Origin of the sequence: Streptomyces sp. WP-1, from assembly GCF_030450125.1 — a bacterium.
Lineage (GTDB): Bacteria > Actinomycetota > Actinomycetes > Streptomycetales > Streptomycetaceae > Streptomyces > Streptomyces incarnatus.
On the sequence record NZ_CP123923.1, the window covers coordinates 7,008,578 to 7,028,090 of the forward strand.

The 19,513-nt window shown below is 74.9% G+C and carries 14 protein-coding genes; 9 read left to right on the forward strand and 5 right to left on the reverse strand.

Going from position 1 to position 19,513, the window contains the following annotated elements; all coding sequences use genetic code 11:
• Window positions 1-16 precede the first annotated feature (16 nt).
• From QHG49_RS31190 to QHG49_RS31200, 3 genes are all read right to left on the reverse strand, one after another.
• Entirely contained in the window at window positions 17-2,473 is a 2,457-nt protein-coding gene (locus QHG49_RS31190) for a SpoIIE family protein phosphatase (RefSeq protein WP_301492152.1), read from the reverse strand.
• A 163-nt stretch (window positions 2,474-2,636) separates the two neighbouring features.
• Entirely contained in the window at window positions 2,637-5,027 is a 2,391-nt protein-coding gene (locus QHG49_RS31195; RefSeq protein WP_236576208.1) for an FUSC family protein, read from the reverse strand.
• An 84-nt stretch (window positions 5,028-5,111) separates the two neighbouring features.
• On the reverse strand, window positions 5,112-6,863 hold the full coding sequence (locus QHG49_RS31200) for a carbohydrate binding domain-containing protein (protein ID WP_301492155.1): 1,752 nt from the start codon (window positions 6,861-6,863) through the stop codon (window positions 5,112-5,114).
• A gap of 314 nt (window positions 6,864-7,177) precedes the next feature.
• On the opposite strand from QHG49_RS31200, the gene QHG49_RS31205 reads away from it, so the two are divergent.
• The 4 genes from QHG49_RS31205 (at window position 7,178) to QHG49_RS31220 (ending at window position 13,488) form a co-directional block, all read left to right on the forward strand.
• Window positions 7,178-8,896, forward strand: coding sequence for a sigma-70 family RNA polymerase sigma factor (locus tag QHG49_RS31205; protein WP_301492156.1), 1,719 nt, complete (start codon window positions 7,178-7,180; stop codon window positions 8,894-8,896).
• A gap of 768 nt (window positions 8,897-9,664) precedes the next feature.
• Window positions 9,665-10,186, forward strand: coding sequence for a peptide-methionine (S)-S-oxide reductase MsrA (msrA, locus tag QHG49_RS31210; RefSeq protein ID WP_159698808.1), 522 nt, complete (start codon window positions 9,665-9,667; stop codon window positions 10,184-10,186).
• A gap of 98 nt (window positions 10,187-10,284) precedes the next feature.
• Window positions 10,285-13,179, forward strand: coding sequence for a LuxR C-terminal-related transcriptional regulator (locus QHG49_RS31215; protein WP_301492159.1), 2,895 nt, complete (start codon window positions 10,285-10,287; stop codon window positions 13,177-13,179).
• 111 nt (window positions 13,180-13,290) lie between these two features.
• On the forward strand, window positions 13,291-13,488 hold the full coding sequence (locus QHG49_RS31220) for a hypothetical protein (protein ID WP_301492160.1): 198 nt from the start codon (window positions 13,291-13,293) through the stop codon (window positions 13,486-13,488).
• Between the two features lie 52 nt (window positions 13,489-13,540).
• Here QHG49_RS31220 and QHG49_RS31225 read toward each other — a convergent pair whose 3' ends face one another.
• On the reverse strand, window positions 13,541-14,107 hold the full coding sequence (locus QHG49_RS31225; protein ID WP_159698796.1) for a potassium channel family protein: 567 nt from the start codon (window positions 14,105-14,107) through the stop codon (window positions 13,541-13,543).
• Between the two features lie 431 nt (window positions 14,108-14,538).
• Between QHG49_RS31225 and QHG49_RS31230 the strand changes: the two genes are divergently transcribed.
• Together QHG49_RS31230 and QHG49_RS31235 are read left to right on the forward strand one after the other, a co-directional pair.
• The gene (locus QHG49_RS31230; RefSeq protein ID WP_301492163.1) at window positions 14,539-15,060 is read left to right on the forward strand and encodes an SHOCT domain-containing protein; all 522 of its coding nucleotides are present in this window, start codon (window positions 14,539-14,541) and stop codon (window positions 15,058-15,060) included.
• 58 nt (window positions 15,061-15,118) lie between these two features.
• A complete protein-coding gene (locus tag QHG49_RS31235) occupies window positions 15,119-15,601 on the forward strand; it encodes a hypothetical protein (RefSeq protein ID WP_236576207.1) in 483 nt (160 codons plus the stop codon).
• A 178-nt stretch (window positions 15,602-15,779) separates the two neighbouring features.
• On the opposite strand, the gene QHG49_RS31240 is transcribed toward QHG49_RS31235, so the two are convergent.
• The gene (locus tag QHG49_RS31240; RefSeq protein WP_145489466.1) at window positions 15,780-16,859 is read right to left on the reverse strand and encodes an NAD(+)/NADH kinase; all 1,080 of its coding nucleotides are present in this window, start codon (window positions 16,857-16,859) and stop codon (window positions 15,780-15,782) included.
• Between the two features lie 273 nt (window positions 16,860-17,132).
• Between QHG49_RS31240 and QHG49_RS31245 the strand changes: the two genes are divergently transcribed.
• The 3 genes from QHG49_RS31245 (at window position 17,133) to QHG49_RS31255 (ending at window position 19,442) form a co-directional block, all read left to right on the forward strand.
• A complete protein-coding gene (locus QHG49_RS31245; RefSeq protein WP_301492167.1) occupies window positions 17,133-17,285 on the forward strand; it encodes a hypothetical protein in 153 nt (50 codons plus the stop codon).
• An 83-nt stretch (window positions 17,286-17,368) separates the two neighbouring features.
• Window positions 17,369-18,883, forward strand: coding sequence for a cytosine permease (locus tag QHG49_RS31250; protein WP_145489468.1), 1,515 nt, complete (start codon window positions 17,369-17,371; stop codon window positions 18,881-18,883).
• A gap of 160 nt (window positions 18,884-19,043) precedes the next feature.
• On the forward strand, window positions 19,044-19,442 hold the full coding sequence (locus tag QHG49_RS31255) for an SseB family protein (protein ID WP_145489470.1): 399 nt from the start codon (window positions 19,044-19,046) through the stop codon (window positions 19,440-19,442).
• Window positions 19,443-19,513: the final 71 nt, after the last annotated feature.

Consider the following 19,513-nt stretch of genomic DNA (forward strand, 5'->3'; position numbering starts at 1 on the left):
GGGGCCGCAGCGGTGGCTAGGAGTCCAGCGGCAGCACCCTCGCGATGAGGAGGGCGACGTCGTCGTGCCCGGCCGGGTGGCGCAGTTCCCGCAGCAGGCGGTCGCAGGTGTCCTCCGGGGACGGGGACGGCGCGGAGAGCAGGCGGACCAGTTCGTCCAGGCGGGCGTCGATCGGGTCGTCCCGGGTCTCCACCAGGCCGTCGGTGTAGAGCACCAGCTGGTCGCCGGGCCGCAGTGCGAGCGTGGTGGACTCGAAGAGCACACCGCCGACGCCCAGCGGGGTGCCGGTCGGCAGGTCGAGGAGCCGGGGCGGCCCGTCGGAGGGGATCAGGACCGGCGGCAGATGCCCGGCCGAGGCCACCTCCAGGCGGGCCAGCCGGGGATCGTGCACGGCGTAGACGCAGGTGGCGATGTACGGGTCGAGGCCGAGGGTGATGCGGTCGAGGTGGGTGAGGACGCGCGCCGGGCCGAGATCGAGATCGGCCAGCGTGGAGGTGGCCGTGCGCAGCCGTCCCATGGTGGCCGCGGCCGCGATCCCGCTGCCCATGACGTCGCCCACCGCGAGGGCGGTGCGGTCGCCGTCCAGCGGGATGACGTCGTACCAGTCGCCGCCCACCTCGCCGATCGCCTGCGCGGGCCGGTAGCGGGCGGCGATCTCCAGGCCCGGATGGTACGGCGAGAGCCGGGGCAGCAGGCTGCGCTGGAGGGCCTCGGCGGTGCTGCGGGTGTGCTGGTGCAGGACGGCGTTGTCGATGCTCAGCGCCGCGCGCGAGGCGAGTTCACAGGCCAGCTCCAGATCGTCGGCGTCGAAGGGCGCGGGGTTGCGGGCCCGGGCCAGGCCCATGACGCCGATGCACTGGCCGCGCGCGATCAGCGGCACGGCCATGTCGGTGTGCACCCCGGCCCGGGCCAGCAGCCGGGCGGCCTCGGGATCGGCGGCCACCCGGCCGACCTCGCCGCTGTCCAGATGGGTGATCAGCACGGGCCGCCCGGTGCGCACGCTCTGGGCCGCCGGGTGGGCGGCGTGGTAGACGGTGAGCCGGCCGGGCGGCACCAGTGCCCCGGCCGCGTCGGTCGGGTAGGCGGTCTTCACCGCCAGCGCGCGGAACAGCGGGGGGCCTTCCCCCGGGTCCGTACGGCCCGTGCGCAGCATGCTGTCCAGCAGATCCACCGCCGCCATGTCGGCGAGGTCCGGCACCAGGACATCGGCCAGTTCCTGTGCCGTGCGCTCCACCTCCAGCGTGGTGCCGATGCGCGCCGAACCCCGGGCGATCAGCCGCACCCGCCGCTGGGCCCGCTCGGCCTCCTGGGCCGCGCGATAGCGGTCGGTGACCTCCACCGCCACCTTCGCGACGCCCAGCGTGTGCCCCTGGTGGTCCTCCAGCCGGTACAGCGAGGTCATCCAGGCGTGATCGCTGCCCGGGTCGGCGGCGGTACGGCCCACCACCTGCTGGTTCACCAGGGGGACACCGGTGTCCAGCACCCCGCGCATGGACCCCTGGAGCGCCTCGAACGCCGTGCCGGGGAACAGCTCGCCGAGGCGCCGGCCCACATGGTCGGCCTCGGACACGCCGTGCATGGCCGCGAGGGCGGGGTTGACGGCCACGTACCGCAGCTCGGTGTCGAGGACGGCCAGCCCGATCGGGGCCTGGGTGACCAGCCGGGCGGACAGAGCGGCGTCGCGCTCCACCCGGCGCAGGGTGGAGCGGTCGGCGGCCAGCCCCAGCGCGTAGTGGTCGCCGAGGTGGTCGGTCAGCCGCATGTTGCGGAACTCGACGATCCTGGTGCCACCGTCCTTGCACCGCACCGGGAACGCCCCCGCCCAGCCCCGGCCGGTCGCCATCACCTCGGCGAACAGCTGGATCGCCGCGTCCCGGTGCTCGGGGTTCAGCAGCAGGAGCGCCGCGTACTGCCCGACGGCCTCCGCACGGTCGTACCCGAACAGTTCCTCGGCCTGCGGGCTCCACATGTCGATCCGGCCGTCGGCCTCCAGCAGTACGGCGGCCACGCCCAGGAGGTCGAAGAGGCTGGTCGGCTGCTCCGCCTCGGCTTCCGTGTCCGCCCGGGGCGGGGTGGCCCGGCCCGGCGCCGCGTTGTGCTCCGAGGCCGCAGTGCGGTCCGACGCCGAGGTGGGGTCCGGTGCCGCCGTGTGGTCCGGGGTCGCGGTGGGATCCGGTGCCGCCGTGTGGTCCGACGTCGCGGTGGGGTCCGGCCGGGGCCGTGCGGACGGGTCCTGGCCGGTCTCGGGTGCCATGGCGTGGTCGGCGGGGGCTTCCGCGACCGGGTCAGCCCCGGGGCGTGCGGACCGGTCGGCCCGGGGCCGGTCGGCCGGGTCGGTCCGGGGCCGGTCGGCCGGGTCGGTCCGGGGCCGGTCGGCCGGGTCGGTCCGGGGCCCGGCGGCGTGGTCCGTCCCGGCCTCCGCACCCGCCCTCTCGGGCCGGTCCGGGTCCGGGTGCCGCGTCCCTCCGCTCATCCCACTCGCTCCTTCCGCCGGCCCTTCGGGGGCCGACGCCGATGTGTCCGGCCCCGCCGTCCGCCGCGCCCGCACCGTGGTGAGTGCCGTACGCCGGTGAGACCGGGCCGGGCCTCACCTCACGCCTACCCGTGGACGGGTGGTCCGCAGCGGCCCGGAGGGGTCACGGCGGGCGAACCGGTCCGGGTCCGGCCGGTCCGGCCCGGGGGCCGCCGGCCGTGTCCCCGGTGCCGGCGGGCCTGTTTCCGGTGCCGGCGGCTCCGTCCTCGGTGTCCTCGGGCCCGTCTCCGGTACCACCCGGTCGGCCCTCACCCGCCGCCTGCGCTTCCACCCCGAGTTCCCCGCCCGCGCGCGTGATCCTGGACAGATCGGCCATGAGGGAGTCCAGCCAGGACACGGTGGCGTAGTAGAGGCGGGGAGCGCCCGGTGGCTCGGCGTCGGCGCCCGCCAGCGAGCGGGCGAGGCGGGGCACCGGGCCCGTAGGGGTGTCGCCGCCGGGGTCCAGGGCCGCCGAGACCAGGAGCATGCGCCCGGCCACCCGGTCCCCGAGCCCGCTGACCGCGGTGGCGGTGGGGCCGAGGCCGGTGCAGGGCGGCTCCAGCAGCCGTTCGGAACCCCACAGGGTGTGGTGCCCGGCCATCAGGGCCGCCTGCCAGTCCACCCCCGGCAGCACCGGCCGGTGCCCCCGGCCGCCGAACGGCGTCGGCTCGCTCTGGAACTGCCCGTACGCGGACTCCGCGAGGATCACGGCATGCTGGAGCGAGCGGTGCCCCGGCATCCCCGCCGGGACGACCGCCTGACCCTCCCGCCGCAGCGGCCCCTCCAGGGCCACCGAGGCACTGGTCGCCACCACGATCTCGGCCGCCCGGCGCAGCAGCTCCGCCGCCGCGTACCGCAATTCGTCATGGGCGCCGCGCGGCCAGGCCAGCAGCCCGAACACCGCGCCGATCGCGCTGCCGACCAGCACATCGAGCAGTCGTACCTCCGCCAGCCGCCAGGTCGGCGGCGCCAGCTGGGCGAAGACCAGGGCCACGAGCACCGTGAACAGGCCCTGCGCCCAGCCGACCCCCTTGACCGGCCCGACCGTGAAGGCGAACAGCATCCACAGGGGGAGGAGTACGGCGTAGACGTTGGTGTGCGTGCTGACCAGGGCCAGGGTGCCGCCGGTGATGAGGGCGCCGGCCAGCGTGCCCGCGAGCGCGGACCGGATGGTGCTCCAGGTCTCGTCCATGGTGGTGCGGGTCAGGGTGAGCGTCGCCAGCGTCGCCCAGAAACCGTGCGGCAGCGTGTCCACGCCCGCGACCAGCCGCGCCGCCGTCAGCGCCAGGGCGATGCGCACCGCGTTCTGGAAGAACACCGACCGTCGCCCGGCATGCCCGCGCACCCGGTGCCACCACAGCGCCGGGGCCCGGGCGGTGGCGTACCAGAAGCGCTCCGGCGGCCCCGTCACCGAGGCCCGCCGGCCGTGCACCGCGAGATCGGCCGCCGCCCCCATCGCCAGCGCGGCGTCGGCGACCTCCAGCACGGCCGCGTGCCGCCGCAGCACGTCCGGCGCCGGTGTCTCCCCTTCTTCCCCGGGGTGGGCGGCGGACCGGGCGGAGAGCACGGCACGGGCCGCGGCCAGCTCCTTGTACGGCACCAGGGGCGAGGCGCCCGCGCGGAGGCAGCCCGCGGTGGCGGTGGCCAGCCGCGCGACCGCGTCGAGTACGGCGGTGGCGACGGGGTCGGGCGGGCAGCGGGGCGCGGCCGGCGGCCGGACATCGCCGCCCGGGGTGACCAGTGGCCGGATCTCGCCCCCCGACATGGCCGACAACCGGGGCAGCCTGCTCAGCAGCGCCCGGGTCGCCAGGCAGGTGTGGGACAGGGCGCGGTCCCGCACGCCCGGACCCGCCGGGCGGTCCGCCTCGGGCACGGTCAGGGAGCGCAGCCGGTGACCGGCCTCGCGGGCGGTACGGATCTCGGCCCGGGAGAGGGTGTACGGCGGGGCGGCGAGCAGAGCGGTGCAGCGGCCCGCGACGGCGGCGGCGTGGGCGGCGCGCGCCCGGTACGGCGGCGGGGTGGGCTCGGGGAAGAGCAGGGCCTCGGCGAGGACGAGCAGGGCCGTGCCGGTGGTCGTGCCGAGCAGCCGGTCGCCGAGTTGGCCGGGGTCGTAGGGCGGGAAGGACGGCAGGATGTACAGGAGTTGCAGACCCGGCGCCGCCCCGGCCGGGCGCGGTCCGCCGACGGCGGAGAAGGCCAGCGCGAAGCCGACGGCCAGCATGCCGAGGACGGCGCTCCAGGTCCGCACCGACAGATACGTCCCGACGATCACCAGCAGCCAGCCCACCGGGATCAGCCGCAGCACCACCTCGGCGCGCTGCCGCCCGGTGCCCGGGATCCTGGCGAGCCCGCCCAGCGCCACCGCGGCGAACAGGGCGTACGTGGCGGCGACGGGCCGGTCCAGGCCGTACCGGAACAGATAGAAACCGGCCGCGGCGACCAGCGTCACCTGGACCGCCCGGCGCGCCGGGGCGGCGTACGGCGCGGGGATCACGCCGGCGGGAACACCAGACACCCCTCCAGGCTCACGCATCACCGCGCGCCCGGCACCTGCGGACAGGCACCGGGCGCGCGGCCGGGGGGTCCCTGCGGGTGCCGCTCAGCCGAGGGCGAGATCGTCGGCGTACACGCTGCCCTGGCCGTACCACCCGTGGACGTACACGGTGACCGTGCCGCTGCTGCCGGTCGTGAAGGAGACCTTCAGCTGGTTCCAGCTGGAACTGTTCGACCAGGTACTGGCGGTCGCGCCGCCGCTGACGCCGAGGTAGGCGTAGGGGCCCTGCACCCAGCCGGTGAGCGTGTAGCTGTGGTTGGGGGACAGGGTGACGGTCTGGTCGCACTCGCCGGTGCCCCCGGAGTCGGGGGTGACCTGGAGGGCGTGGCCGCCCGAGTGGACCGGGGTGGAGACCAGGGTGCTGCCGCCGGTGCAGGTCCAGGGGCCGAGGCTGCCGGTCTCGAACCCGGCGTTGGTCAGCGAGCCCCCGCCGCCCCCGCCGCCCCCGCCGCCGCTGCTGGTGACGGTGAGCGTGTAGGTCGCGCTGTGGGTGCCGCCCGTGCCCGTGCCGGTGACCGTGATCGGGTAGGTGCCCGCGGCCACGGACGAGCCGACGGCCGCCGTCAGGGTCGAGGCGCTGCCGGAGGTCACCGACGCCGGGCTGAAGGAGACGGTGACGCCGGAGGGCGCGCCGGAGGCGGTGAGGGCCACGGACTCGGCGCCGCCCGAGGTGGTGGCCGTGGCGACGCTCGCGGTCGCGGAACCGCCCTGGGCGACCGAGGCGGAACCGGGGGAGAGGGACAGCGAGAAGTCACTGGTCGTACCGCCGCCCCCGCCCCCGCCGCCCGAACTGCCCTCGTACGGCACGAACGCGTCCGTGAACGCCAGGCTGCTCTGGCTGATCTCGCTGCACGTGGGCAGGGAGTTGGCGCTGCCGCCGCACGGCTGGTCCCGGTTGACCGACCAGAAGGCGAGCCGCCCCACGCCGTTCTGCGCGGCGAAGTCCTCCACGGTCTGGGCGTCGGCCAGGGTGAACGTGGAGCCGTCGTCGTTCTTGCCGATCATCGGGGTGATGCCGAGGTTGGCGTAGCCGTACCCGGAGTCGACGGACCGCATCTGCGCCAGTGTGGCCTTGGCGGCGTCGATCGCGCCCTGGCCCATCTCGGCGCCCGTACCGGCGTAGTAGTCCATGGTCATGATGTTGACCACGTCTATCCTGACGCCCGCGTTCTCGGCGGCCTTGAGGATGTTGACGCCGTCATTGGTCAGCCCGCTGGTCAGCACCGGCAGGGTGACGGAGAACTGGAGGTTCGGGTTGGCCGCCTTGAGGTCCTTCATCGCCTGCATCTGGCGGGCCGCGGCGGCGGTGTCCGCGACGGCGGCGCCCTCGACGTCGAAGTCCAGCTGGTTGACGCCGTAGTCGTTGATGAGGGCCTGGTACCCGGCGTCGATGCTGCTCTGGGTGGTGCAGGTCCAGGCGAGCGGCAGACCGCTGGCACCGCCCGAGGAGATGATCACCGAGGCGCCCTCGGACTTGGCCCGGGCGATCTCGGGGTCGGTGTAGGAGTCGTTGCCGATGGGGAGCGTGTCGCCCCAGACCTGGTTGCAGCCCTCGCCGAGGACGAAGGCGGCGGTGTAGGCCTTGAGATGGTGCCCGGTGATGGCGGTGTCGAGCAGCCCCTCCTGACCGTTCGACATGTCGACGTAGGGAGCGACGGAGTAGACGCTGCTTCCCGTGGCGCTGCTCGCCGCGCCGCTCGTGGCCGCGCTGCTCGCGGGGGCGACGGCCGCGCCGGTGGCCGCGAGCGCGAATGCGCAGGCGGAGGCGGCGAGTCCGCCAAGTCGTGCCAGGTGCATGACAGTGTGCCCCTCTCGGGGATGCCCCAAGGGCGTGGGGTGGTGGGGTAAGGGTGCCGTGCACGGCGGGGATGTTGGTACATACCAAACCGCCGCCGTCCCCCTCCGTCAAGAGGACTAGACCAACTTTGAACCTGTGAACCTGGCGGTCACCGGCCCGAGTCGGTGCGTACCGCACCCTCCGCACACCCTGTCGGGAACTCGTCGCCACAAGTGGCCGGAAATCTCTCCCCGAGAACTGTTATCCGGGCCGCTTCGAACGGTCTCCCAGTCATCGGGAACAATCGTTCGGCGTCGAGGACGGGAAACATCAGATGAGCACACGGCACACGGACGCGGAGACGGCGGCCCTGGTGATCGCGGCCCGCGAGGGCGACGCGGCGGCCCAGGACGCCCTGGTCAGCGCCTATCTGCCGCTGGTCTACAACATCGTGGGGCGGGCGCTGAACGGCTCGGTGGACGTCGACGACGTGGTGCAGGAGACCATGCTGCGCGCCCTCGACGGCCTGGGCGGGCTGCGCGCCCCCGAGCGCTTCCGCTCCTGGCTCGTCGCGATCGCGATGAACCAGGTCCGCAGCCACTGGCAGGACCGGCAGTCCGCGCCCGCCACCGTGGAGGAGGCGTACGACCTGGCCGACCCGGGCGCCGACTTCGTGGACCTGACGGTGGTGCAGCTGCAACTGTCGGGCCAGCGCCAGGAGACCGCGCACGCGACCCGCTGGCTGGAGCCCGACGACCGGGGGCTGCTGTCCTTGTGGTGGCTGGAGTGCGCGGGCGAGCTGACCCGCGCCGAGGTCGCCGCCGCCCTGGAGCTGACGCCCGAGCACACCGCGGTCCGCGTGCAGCGGATGAAGGCCCAGCTGGAGGCGGCCCGGGTGGTGGTACGGGCGCTCGACGCGCGACCGCGCTGCGAGGAGCTGCGGGGCGTGCTGGCCGCCTGGGACGGCAAGCCCTCGGCGCTGTGGCGCAAGCGCATCGCCCGGCACGCCCGCGGCTGCTCGCTCTGCTCCGGGCTGTGGAGCGGACTGATGCCCGCGGAGGGGCTGCTGGCCGGACTCGCGCTGGTCGCCGCGGCGCCCGGACTGCTCGCCGCGCTGCGCTCCGCCTCGGGCGGGATGGCGCCGGTCGGAGCGGCCTCCCCGTTCGACGCCCCGGCCGGGACGGGCGGTCCGGGTTCTGCCTCGGCCTCGGGTTCGGTCTCCGGTTCCGGTTCCGGTTCCGGTTCCGGGGGCGGACGGCGTGCCGCGCGGGGCCGTTCGGGCGGGCGCGGCGACGGACGCGATGGCTCGCGCAGCGCGTCCCGCCGCCGCAGGCGCACGCGCCGCCGGGTCGTCGGCGGCGTCGTCGTGGCCTGTGTCGCGGGCGGCGGCCTCTGGTACTTCGGCACGGACACCGGGTCCGGCACCGGCGACACCACCGTCGAGCGGAGCGCGAACGCCTCCGTGGCGGACCTCTCCGCGCCCAGCGCCGTACCCAACTCGGCGTCGCCCTCGCCGTCCGCGTCGAAGTCCGAGAAGCCGAAGGAGCCGAAGAAGCCGAAGAAGAAGGCCACGAAGAGCCCGAGTCCGAGCCCGACGCGGAAGAGCACGCCCACCCCGCGCCCGACCACCCCGAAGCCCCCGGCGCGCACCACCGCGCCGGCGCCGGCCGGTGACACCGTCAGCCAGGTGGTCGCGCTGGTCAACAAGGAGCGCGCGAGCGCCGGTTGCTCCCCGCTGACCGCGGACCCGCAGCTCCAGCAGGCGGCGCAGGCGCACTCCGACGACATGGCCGCGCGGAACTTCTTCGACCACGTCAACCCGGACGGTGTGGACCCCGGGCAGCGCATCACCGCCGCGGGTTACCGGTGGTCCACGTACGGCGAGAACATAGCCAGGGGCCAGCAGACCCCGGCCTCCGTGATGGACTCCTGGATGCACAGCTCCGGCCACCGCGCCAACATCCTCAACTGCGCCTTCAAAAACATCGGCGTCGGCGTGCACAAGGGCGCGGGCGGCCCGTGGTGGACCCAGGACTTCGGCGCGAAGATGTGACCCCGCCCGTGTGACACACCCTGGGCGGGGGGAACGCCCAGGGCGTCGACTCGCAGCGCCGTCAGTGCCGTTGCGCGACCGGCGCCGCGGGCCGGCCCGGCGACCGGCTGCCCCCGTCGCCGCGCCGCGGGTCGGCCCGGCGACCGGCTGCCCCCGTCGCCGGGCGGCCCCTGTCGCGCGGATACCGGTACGACCGCTCAACTCGCCCCGCTGTCAGGCCCGTTCACCGGCACCCCGCCCGCCGTTCTCCCGCAGGGTGCCGAACGCGCGCCGCAGCGGTGTTGGACCAGATCCCCCCACCCCTTCGGCGCCGCCCGAACCGCACCCGCCCGCCCGCCTCGGAAGGCACCCCAGGGGCGCCCCCGAGAACGCTCCCGACAGCGCCCCTGAGGTCACCCCCGGCCCCGCCGACCTCAGCGATCTCGGCCGTCCCCGCACCCCGGCCGCCCCCCACCTCAACCGTCTCGGCCTCCTGGACGGCCTACGCCCGGCGCCCCCCTGACCGTCATCGCCGCCTGGCCGCTGATTCCCGGTCCTCGTCGCCGCCCTCGCGGCTCCGCCGTCATATCGCCGAGCCCTGACATCGCGCTGCCCCGCATCGCGCTGCCCCGCACCCCCCGCCCGGATGCCCCGCATGCCCGCCTGACCGTGCCGCCCGCGCTGGACCGGTGGCCCTTCGACCCTCGCGCGCGGGCGGTATTACGCTGGATGACCGTGCCCCCGGCACGTCAACAGGGGTGCGGGGCCGGACGAAACAGGGAGCGACCGATGACAGCGGGAACCGAGCGAGCCGTACTGGCGGGCGGTTGTTTCTGGGGCATGCAGGATCTGGTCCGCAAACAGCCCGGCGTGGTCTCCACCCGCGTCGGCTACAGCGGCGGCGACACCCCGAACGCCACCTACCGCGACCACGGCGACCACGCCGAGGCCATCGAGATCCTGTACGACCCCGCGGTCACCAGCTACCGCGACGTCCTGGAGTTCTTCTTCCAGATCCACGACCCGACCACCCGGGACCGCCAGGGCAACGACATCGGGCGCAGCTACCGCTCCGCGATCTTCTACGACGGCGAGGAGCAGCACCGCACCGCCGTCGACACCATCGCGGACGTCGAGGCCAGCGGACTGTGGCCCGGCAAGGTGGTCACCGAGCTGGCGCCGGTCGGTGACTTCTGGGAGGCGGAGCCCGAGCACCAGGACTACCTGGAGCGCTACCCCAACGGCTACACCTGCCACTTCCCGCGGCCGAACTGGAAGCTGCCGCGCCGCGCCTCGTCCACCACGGACTGAGCCCCCCGCACCGGGCGCCACCGTCTCGTGTGGCGCTCCTTCCCTCAGGGGTGATCCTGGGGGAAGGAGCGGAGCACGCTGTCCGCGACCCGACGACGATGGTGGTGACCACCATGGGCGTGCCGGACGAGACCGGAGCGGACCCCCACGGGCCCGCCGATCCCTGTGGGGATCCGTTCCTGCGGACACGGTTCGCGATCCCCGCCCTCCCGGCGACCCATCTGCGCCGCGACCGGCTGCTCGAACACCTGGACGCCGCCCCGCGCACCCCGCTGACCGTGGTCGGCGGCGCGGCGGGGGCCGGCAAGACACTGCTGGTCGCCGACTGGGCCGCGACCCGCGGGACCCCCGTCGCCTGGCTCACCGCGCAGATGGCCGACAAGGGCCACGGCACCTTCTGGGCCTATCTCCTCCAGGCCCTGCGGCTCGCCGGGGTGACCCTCTCCGCCGAGGTGGGCCTGCCCGCCGAGGCCGGTCGCGTGGACGACGCGCTGCTCACCCGGCTCGCCGTGGAACTCGGCGCCCGCGCGGCACCCGTGACCGCCGTCATCGACGAGTACGACCGCGTCACCGACCCGGAGATCGCCGACCAGCTGGAGTTCGTGCTCCGGCACGCCGGTACCGGTGTACGCCTGGTCCTCGTCACCCGCACCGAGCCGCTGCTGCCCCTGCACCGCTACCGTGCGGCAGGCGCGGTCACCGAGATCCGCAACGACGAACTGGCCTTCACCCCCGAGGAGGCCGGCGACCTCTTGGCCCTGCACGGCCTGCGGCTGCCGCCCGACGAGATCGGCGCGCTGCTGGCCCGCACCCGGGGCTGGGCGGCGGGCCTGCGGCTGAGCGCCCTGGCCGCGCAGGGGGAGCGCGACCCGCGGTCGTACCTGAAGGAGTTCGAGGCCGACCGCACCACCATCGGCGACTACCTGATCGCCGAGGTGCTCAAGCGGCAGCGCGCCGAGACGCAGGACCTGCTGCTGCGGATCAGCGTCCTCGACCGTTTCGGGCCCGCCCTCGCCGACGCGCTCACCGGGCGTGCCGACGCCGAGCTGATCCTCACCGCGCTGCACCGCGAGAACGCCTTCGTGGAGGACCTCGGGCACTCCTGGTTCCGGCTCCACCCGCTGTTCCGGGAGATCCTGCGCGCCCATCTGCGGGCCCGCCACCCCGGCCTGGAGACTGAGCTGCACCGCCGGGCGGCGGCCTGGCTGCGCCGCCACGGACCGCTCGGGGAGACCCTGGAGCACGCCGCCGCCGCGGGCGACCGGGAGGCCGCCGCCGGTGCCCTGGTCGGCGACCTCGCCCTCGGTGAACTCCTCACCGGACCGCGCGCCGAGCCCCTGGCCGCGCTCTTCTGCGCCATGGGATCCGAGCCGCGTACCCCGGCCACCGACCTCGTCCGCGCCGCCCGCGCGCTGTCCCTCGGCGACCTCGACCGGGCCCTGCCGCACCTGGAACGGGCCACGCGCGAACTGGAGGACGTCGCGTTCCGGCCGGTCCAGGGGCCGGACGGCCCCGGCCGCGAGCAGCAGCGGGAGCGGGGTGATCCGGGCGAGGTGGCCGCCGCCCGCCTCGGCTGCGCCCTCCTCCAGGTCCTCGCCGCCCGGCTGGCCGGGTCCCCCTCGCGCGCCGAGGCCGCCGCCCGCCGCGCGGAGGAGCTGACGCGGGAGGTCCCCGGCCGGCTGCTGGACCGGCATCCCGAGCTGACCGCCCTGCTGCGCGCCCACCTCGGCGCGGCCCGCCTGTGGGCCGGACGGTTCACGCAGGCGCGCGCGGCCCTGACCGCGGTGACGGACCACGGCCGTACGACACCGGCGGCATCGGCGCAGGTACGGGCCCCGGAACCGGCCTCCCCGGTCGGAACACGGACCCCGGCGGCGCCGGGGCGCCCCTCGACGGCCCAGGTCGGCGAGGAGTGCCTCGCCCATCTCGCCCTGCTCGACCACCTCGACGGCCACCCCGGCCGCGCCGAACGCAAGGCCCTCGCCGCGCTCGCCGCCGCCGACCACACGGACCCCTCCGTGCTCCCCGGGGTCGGCCCGGCCGCCCTCGTCCTGGTCGCCGTCGCCACCGAGCGCGACGAACTGGACCGGGCCGAGGCACTCCTCGACGCGCCGCCCGATGCGGCCGACGCCCGGCAGCCGGTGCGCGACCCGGTGGCCCGGGCGCTGCACACCCTGGTCACCGCGCGCCTCCTGCTCGCCCGGGGCGACACCGAGGGCGCCCTCGAAGCGGCCGACCGGACCGTCGCCGCCGAGGAACCGTCCCCCTGGGCCGAGGCCCACGCGGCGCTGGTGGCCGCCGGTGCCCATCTCGCCGACGGCCGCCCCGAGCTGGCCGTCAAACTGCTGACGGACCTGCCCGGCGAGGACCCGCTGTGCCTGGTGGGCGCGGCCCAGGCGGAGCTGGCGGCCGGCCGCCCCGCGCACGCCCGGGACCTGCTCGACCGGCTGCGCCCGCAGTCCGCCCCCGGCCTCGCCCGGGTACGCCCGCAGCCCGCCCCCCGCCTCGCCCGGATGCGCCCGCAGCACACCCCCGGCCCCCTGATCGCCGTACGGTCGGCCCTGGTCAGGGCGGAGCTCGCCGGGGCCGAGGGCGACCGGGAGGCCCGGCGCCGGTTCGTGGCGCAGGCGCTGCGCGAGGCCCGGCGGGACCGGCTGCGGCGCCCCTTCAAGGAGGCCGGGCCCTGGCTGCGGCCGCTGCTCGCCACCCCGGCGCTGCGCCCGCTCGCCGAGGGCTGGCTGCTGCCCGGCGCCGGCTCTCCGGACGGCACCGCGGCCGTGCCCGAACCGCCGCCGGTGATCGAGGAGCTGAGCGGCCGCGAACGCGATGTGCTGGTCCGGCTCGCCGAGATGATGTCCACCGAGGAGATCGCCGCCGACCTCTTCGTCTCCGTCAACACGGTCAAGACCCACCTCAAGAGCGCCTACCGCAAGCTGGGCGTGAACCGCCGGCACGACGCCGTGCACCGCGCCCGCGAACTGGGCCTGCTCTGACCGCGCGGCCCACATCACCTGCGACGGGTGAGGCCCGGCGCCGGACCGGGGCGCAGGATCGCAGGGAGAGGGCCGGGTACGCCCGTCCGCGGCACGCGGGGAAGGCACCTCATGCGCTACGAGATTCGCGTCGACGGCGAGCTGACGGAGACGCTGGCCAAGGCGTTCCCCGAGCTGGACCACGTGGTGGTGTCCGGCCACACCATCCTGTTCGGCCGCGTCCTGGACGAGGCACACCTCTACGGCCTGCTCGCCCGCTGCCAGTCCCTCGGCCTGCGCGTCCTGGAGATGCACCAGCCTCCACAGTGAGCCCTGGGGGACCCCGACAAGGGCCCGATCCCGGTAAGGGCCCTGCCGCCCCTTAGGGCTCCCGCCCCTTCCTGCGCAGCCCCGCGTTCACCGCAGCCGTGAGCAGCCGTACCGCCACCCCCACCAGCAGCAGACCGCACGCCATCTGGCACATCACCGCCACCCGCCCCGCCTCCGAGCGCGCGGTGATGTCGCCGTACCCCACGGTGGTGAACGTGCTCAGTGTGAAGTAGAGGGCGTCGGTCCTGGTCAGCGGCTCGGAGAAGGAGCCGGGGGTGTCGCGCTCAAGGATGTGGTAGACGCTGGCGAAGACGACCAGATAGAGGCCCACCGTGGCGACCAGCGCCTCCACCGCCTTCAGCCGGGGGTACCGCGCGTTCATGATCAGCCAGGCCTCCCAGCCGAAGACCAGCGCGACCGCGAGCAGCCCGCACAGCAGCAGGAGGGCCGTCGCCAGGGTGGTGCGGGTGTCCAGCGGCACCAGGTAGTAGGCGACGGTCAGGGCGGTCAGGATGGCCGTCGTCCGCGTGAACGACGCGGTCGCGGCCCGGCGTTCCGCCCCGCTGTACAGGGGACGGCGGGCGTCCTTCGACGGGGCGCGCCCCGCTGGATCGGTCATCGCGTGTCTCTTCCGCCGCGTCGACGCGGGCGGGCCCGCCCGCGCCCGCTCCCCACCTCAGCGCCCCGGCCCCCGTACGGGATCACCCGCCAGGGGTGATCCCGTAGGGACCGTCGGGAGCGACGCTGTCCGGGTGAGGTCCCCGCACAAGGCCCCGTCGGCCGGCCGGGAGCGGCCCCGGGCACGGGAGGGAGGAGCCATGACCTCCCTCGCGCGACCCGGGTCCGTACGGCCCCCGCGGCCCGACCCCGGACCGGAGCACGATCCCGACGGGGCCGCCCCCGGCGACGGCCGCGCACCGGAGCCTTCCGGGCCCGGGAGCCGGCCGCCGTTCACCCGCGGGGGGTGAAGCGCCCTTCTCCCGCCGAGGCGCAGCCTGAGGACGGCGGACGACCGACCACCGGGCGCGGACCCGGGACGGAGGGAGCGACATGAGCGTCCAGACCTACCTCGCGTACGACTATCCGGCGCTGAGCGTCTTCTGGTCCATGCTGGTGTTCTTCCTGTGGATCATGTGGTTCGTGCTGCTCTTCCGGGTGGTCATGGACATCTTCCGCGACGACTCCATGGGCGGCGTGGCCAAGGCCGCCTGGCTGGTGTGCGTCGTCGTACTGCCGTTCCTCGGCGTCTTCGTCTATCTGATCGCGCGCGGCAAGGGCATGGGCCGCCGCGAGGTCGAGCAGGCCCGCGCCCAGCAGCGCGCGTTCGACAGCTACATCCGCGAGACCGCCCGGGGCGGCACCTCCGGCGCCGACGAACTCACCCGGCTGTCCGAGATGAAGGCACGCGGCGACATCACCGAGGACGAGTTCCGCAAGGCGAAGGACATGGTGTTCGCCGCCCACGGACCGTCCGCCGCCCACGGACCGTCCGGGGGCGCGCCCGGCGGCACGGGGCCGGAATCCACCGGATCCGGCCGCTCGGGAACCGTCTCCTCCACCTCCCCGCACTGAACCGCCCCGCACCGACCCCACCGACCTACCGCACACCGGAGAGAATCGAGGTGGCACGATGACCGCACCCCACGCACACCACAACACCGGCCCCGGCAGCGGCCCTGGTACCGGCACCGGCGCCGGCACCACGCGCGAGCACACCACCAAGGAGCTGTGGGCCACCGGCCTGACCGCGTTCGCCGCGGTGATGCTGCTGCTCACCGGCGTCCTGGACATCTTCCGCGGCATCATGGGGATCGCCCGGGACGACGTCTTCCTCGCCACCCGCAGCTACGTCTTCCAGTTCAGCCTCACCGGCTGGGGCTGGGTGCACCTCGTCCTCGGTGCCGTGGCCGTCATCGTCGGCCTGGGGCTCATGAAGGTGTCGACCTGGGCGCGGGCGGCCGGCGTGGTGATCGCCGCGCTGATCATCATCGCCAACTTCCTGTCCCTGCCTTACTACCCGGTCTGGTCGATCGTGATGATCGCCCTCGCCGCGTTCACCATCTGGGCGCTGTGCGTGGTGCGCAAGGACGGCAACCAGGGCCTGTTCGACTGAACCGCGCGCGCCGCACGATCGGCGCCGTGCTTCGGACACCCCGGCCCGCGGTGGGACGGCGTGACCCTCCGGGCGGCCCCCGCGCCCCGGTTCGCGAAGTGACGCGACCGGCTCGCGGACGCCGCCCGCGAGAGTGACCCGGGTACCCTCGCGGATGCCGCCCGCGAGGGTACCCGGGTCACTCCGGAGGGGGCTCGGCCGTGATGTCCGGTGCGCCCGGCAGGGCCAGATGGGCGAGGTCGGCCGGGCGCGGCGAGGACACCGGCCACAGCGGGGCGGCCCCGCCGTCGGCGAGCGCGGCCGGCGCGTCGGTGAGGTTCATGCGCTCGCGCAGCCGGCCGTAGAAGTCCGTCGGACCCAGCCGCACCGCCTTCAGCCGGCGGGGCGCGGCGTACACACCGATCCAGTCACCGGGGCTCAGCACCCCGCGCAGCTGGCCGTCGATGCTGACCGCGGCCTGGCCCGAGCGTTCCAGGACCCGCAGGGCGACGGGCTCGTCCGGGGCGGCCACGACGGAGCGGTTGAACACCATGTGCGGGGCGACCGGCGTGAAGACCAGCGCCTCGGCGCGCGGCGAGACCACCGGGCCCCCGGCGGCGAAGCTGTACGCCGTGGAACCCGTGGGCGTGGCGACCAGCAGCGCGTCCGCCGAGTAGCAGGCGAGCAGCCGCCCGGCCAGATACACCGCGACCGACACCTGCCGGTCCCGGGACAGCTTCTCCAGGACGACGTCGTTGAGCGCGGTGACGTTCAGCGCGACGCCCCAGTCGCCGCCCGCCGCGCAGTCCACGCGTACCCGGGGCGGCGGCAGCATCGGCCCGCGGCCGTACCGCGTCAGCGCCTCCACCTGCGCGGGCACCTCCAGCCGGCACGACGCCCGCATGGTGAGCAGCATCCGGCTCTCCACGGTGATCCGCTCCTCGCGCACGGCGTCCAGGGCCGCCCGTACGGAGGGGGCCGGCACCTCGGTCAGGAAGCCGACCCGCCCGAGGTCGACGCCGAGCACCAGGGCGTCGTTCTCCGCCGCGAGCCGGGCGCCGCGCAGGAAGGTGCCGTCGCCGCCGAGCGTGACGATCAGGTCCGGGTCGCCCGCCGCGTCGACCTCCGCGCGGGCGCTGTGCCGGGCGCCCTCCTGCCATACGTCGATGTCGGTGCACTCCACCGCGTGCTCCGCGCACCAGTCGCGCACCGCTCCCGCGGCCGCCTGTGCCTCGGCGCGCCCGCCGTGCACGACCAGGCCGACACGGTTCACCGTCATACCCGCACCACCCGCCTCGTCGTACCCGCGCCGCCCGCCTCGGAGCCGGCTCCTGCCGAGCGCCATCCTCGCCGGGGACGGCACGGGGCTCGCGCACGCCACGCCGCCGGGGGCGGCGTCGTACCCCTCCCGTCGATCCAGGACGGCGCCGATGCAGGACCGCGCCGATCCAGGGTCGCGCCGGAACGGTTCACCCGACCGCTCTTCATGACACCCCTACCGGACGGGTACCCGGGGCATGCCCACAGATCCACGGACGGCGGGGAGGCCCCGATGAGCGAATACACCACTCCTTCCCAGGCCGAGGGCGAGCGCGAGCCGGAGGAGGCGGAGGCGGCGCGGCAGCCCGCCCGCACCACCCCGTCCCAGGCGGAGGGTGCCGCCGAGGAGAGCCTTGAGCAGGATGTCCAGGAGGGCCGCGACTGACGAGGATCCCGAGTGCTGCCTGCGTTGCGGCCCCCGCGGTGCCGACCTAGCGTGATCTCGACACGTCAGACAGGTAGGCCGTGATGACGCATCCGCACGACCCCCTCGGCATCACCGACGACAGAGCCGCCACCCGCCCGATCCAGCTGGAGACGCACGGGCTCGACGTGATCGGGGACGCGGACCGCAGGGGCACCCCGCGCATGCTGTTCTGGCCCTGGTTCGGGGCGAACGTCTCCGTGCTCGGGCTCAGCTACGGCGCCTTCGCGTTCGGCTTCGGCATCTCCTTCTGGCAGTCGCTCGTCGCCGGCACGATCGGCATCGTCGCCTCGTTCCTGCTGTGCGGCTTCGTATCGGTCGCCGGGAAGCGCGGCTCGGCGCCCACCATGGTGCTCAGCCGCGCCGCCTACGGGGTGCGCGGCAACCGGCTGCCGTCGGTGGTCTCCTGGATGCTCACCGTCGGCTGGGAGACCGCCCTCATCTCGCTCGCCACCCTGGCCACCGCGACCGTCTTCACCAGCCTCGGCTGGGGCGGCGGCACCGAGACCAAGGTGGTCGCCCTGATGGTGGTGGCCGCGCTGACTGTCGTCGCCGGCGTCATCGGCTTCGACCTGATCATGCGGCTCCAGACCGTGATCACCGTGGTCACCGGCGTGCTGACCGTCGTCTACGTCGGTCTCGTCGCCCACCAGGTGGACTGGGACGCCGTCAAGGCGGTGCCGGGCGGATCCGCGCAGCAGATGATCGGCGCGCTGGTGTTCATGATGGCGGGCTTCGGCCTCGGCTGGATCAACGCCGCCGCCGACTACTCCCGCTATCTGCCCCGCGACTCCTCCAGCCGGGGCGTGATCGGCTGGACCACCTTCGGCGGCTCGCTCGCGCCCGTGCTGCTGCTGGTCTTCGGCGTCCTGCTGGCCGGGTCCTCGCCGCAGCTGAGCCGGTCCATCGCCGACGACCCGATCGGCGCCCTGACCACGATCCTGCCCACCTGGTTCCTGGTGCCGTTCGCCGTGGTCGCCGTGCTCAGCCTGGTCGGCGGCGCCGTCCTCGACATCTACTCCTCCGGCCTCGCCCTGCTCTCCGCCGGGCTGCGCGTGCCCCGCTATCTGGCCGCGCTCTGGGACGGCTGCCTGATGATCGCCGGATCCATCTACATCGTGTTCTTCGCCGGCGGCTTCCTCGGCCAGTTCATGGGCTTCCTCACCACGCTCGGCGTGCCCGTCGCCGCCTGGTCCGGCGTCATGCTGGCCGACCTCGCGCTGCGCCGCCGCAACTACGACGACGGCGACCTGTTCCGCCCGCACGGCCGCTACGGCGACGTCCCGCTGGTGCCCCCGCTGCTCACCCTCGCCGCCACGGCCGTCGGCTGGGGCCTGGTCACCAACACCGCCGCGCACTGGCTGGGCTGGCAGGGCTACCTCCTCGGACCGCTCGGCCTCGGCGGCCGTACCGGCGCGTGGGCGTACGCCAACCTGGGCGTCGTGGTCGCCCTCCTCCTCTCCTTCCTCGGCACCCTGCTCCTCGGCCGGCGCCGCGTGCGCGCCCAGGAGGCCCTGGCCCCGAGCCCCGCGCCGGGCGAGGAGGTCCTCAGGGCCTAGCGCGGTCCGCAGCACCTGAGGACCGTCTCGCGGCCCGTACGGCCATGCCTCTTGCGGCTCGCACGCATGCCCCGGGTCCGCACCGGGTACGCGAGGCGGGAGCCCGCCCGGGCAGTCCGTCCGGGTGGCCCGTACGACCACCGCTACCTGGGGATCTGCCATGGAGACACCCGCACACGACGCCCTTCCGACGCCGGCCCAGCAGGCGCTGGACGCCCTGGTCGCCAATGCCGAGGACCAGAGGGCCCTGGACACCCTCGCCCACAGCGACGTGCTCGTCCCCGTGCCGGACGACGCGATCGACGGCGAGGGCACCGACGCCACGACGGTGGCCCTGCCCATCCTGGAACAGCCCGGGGGAGACCCGGTCGTCCCCGTGTTCACCACGGAGAACGAGATGGCCGAGCTCCTGCCCTTCATCTCCCGCTACCGCCTCATCCCGCTGGGCGCGCTGGCCTCGCAGTGGCCGGACGAGGAGATCTCCCTGGCGATAGACGGCAGCTCGGAGCACGCGCTGACGCTGACGTCCCAGGGGGTACGCACCCTGCTCGCCCGCTGAGCCGGGGCGCCCGACGGGCGCGGGGCGGTGCCGGTCCACGGCCCCGCCGCGTGGACGCGCCTCCCGCGGCC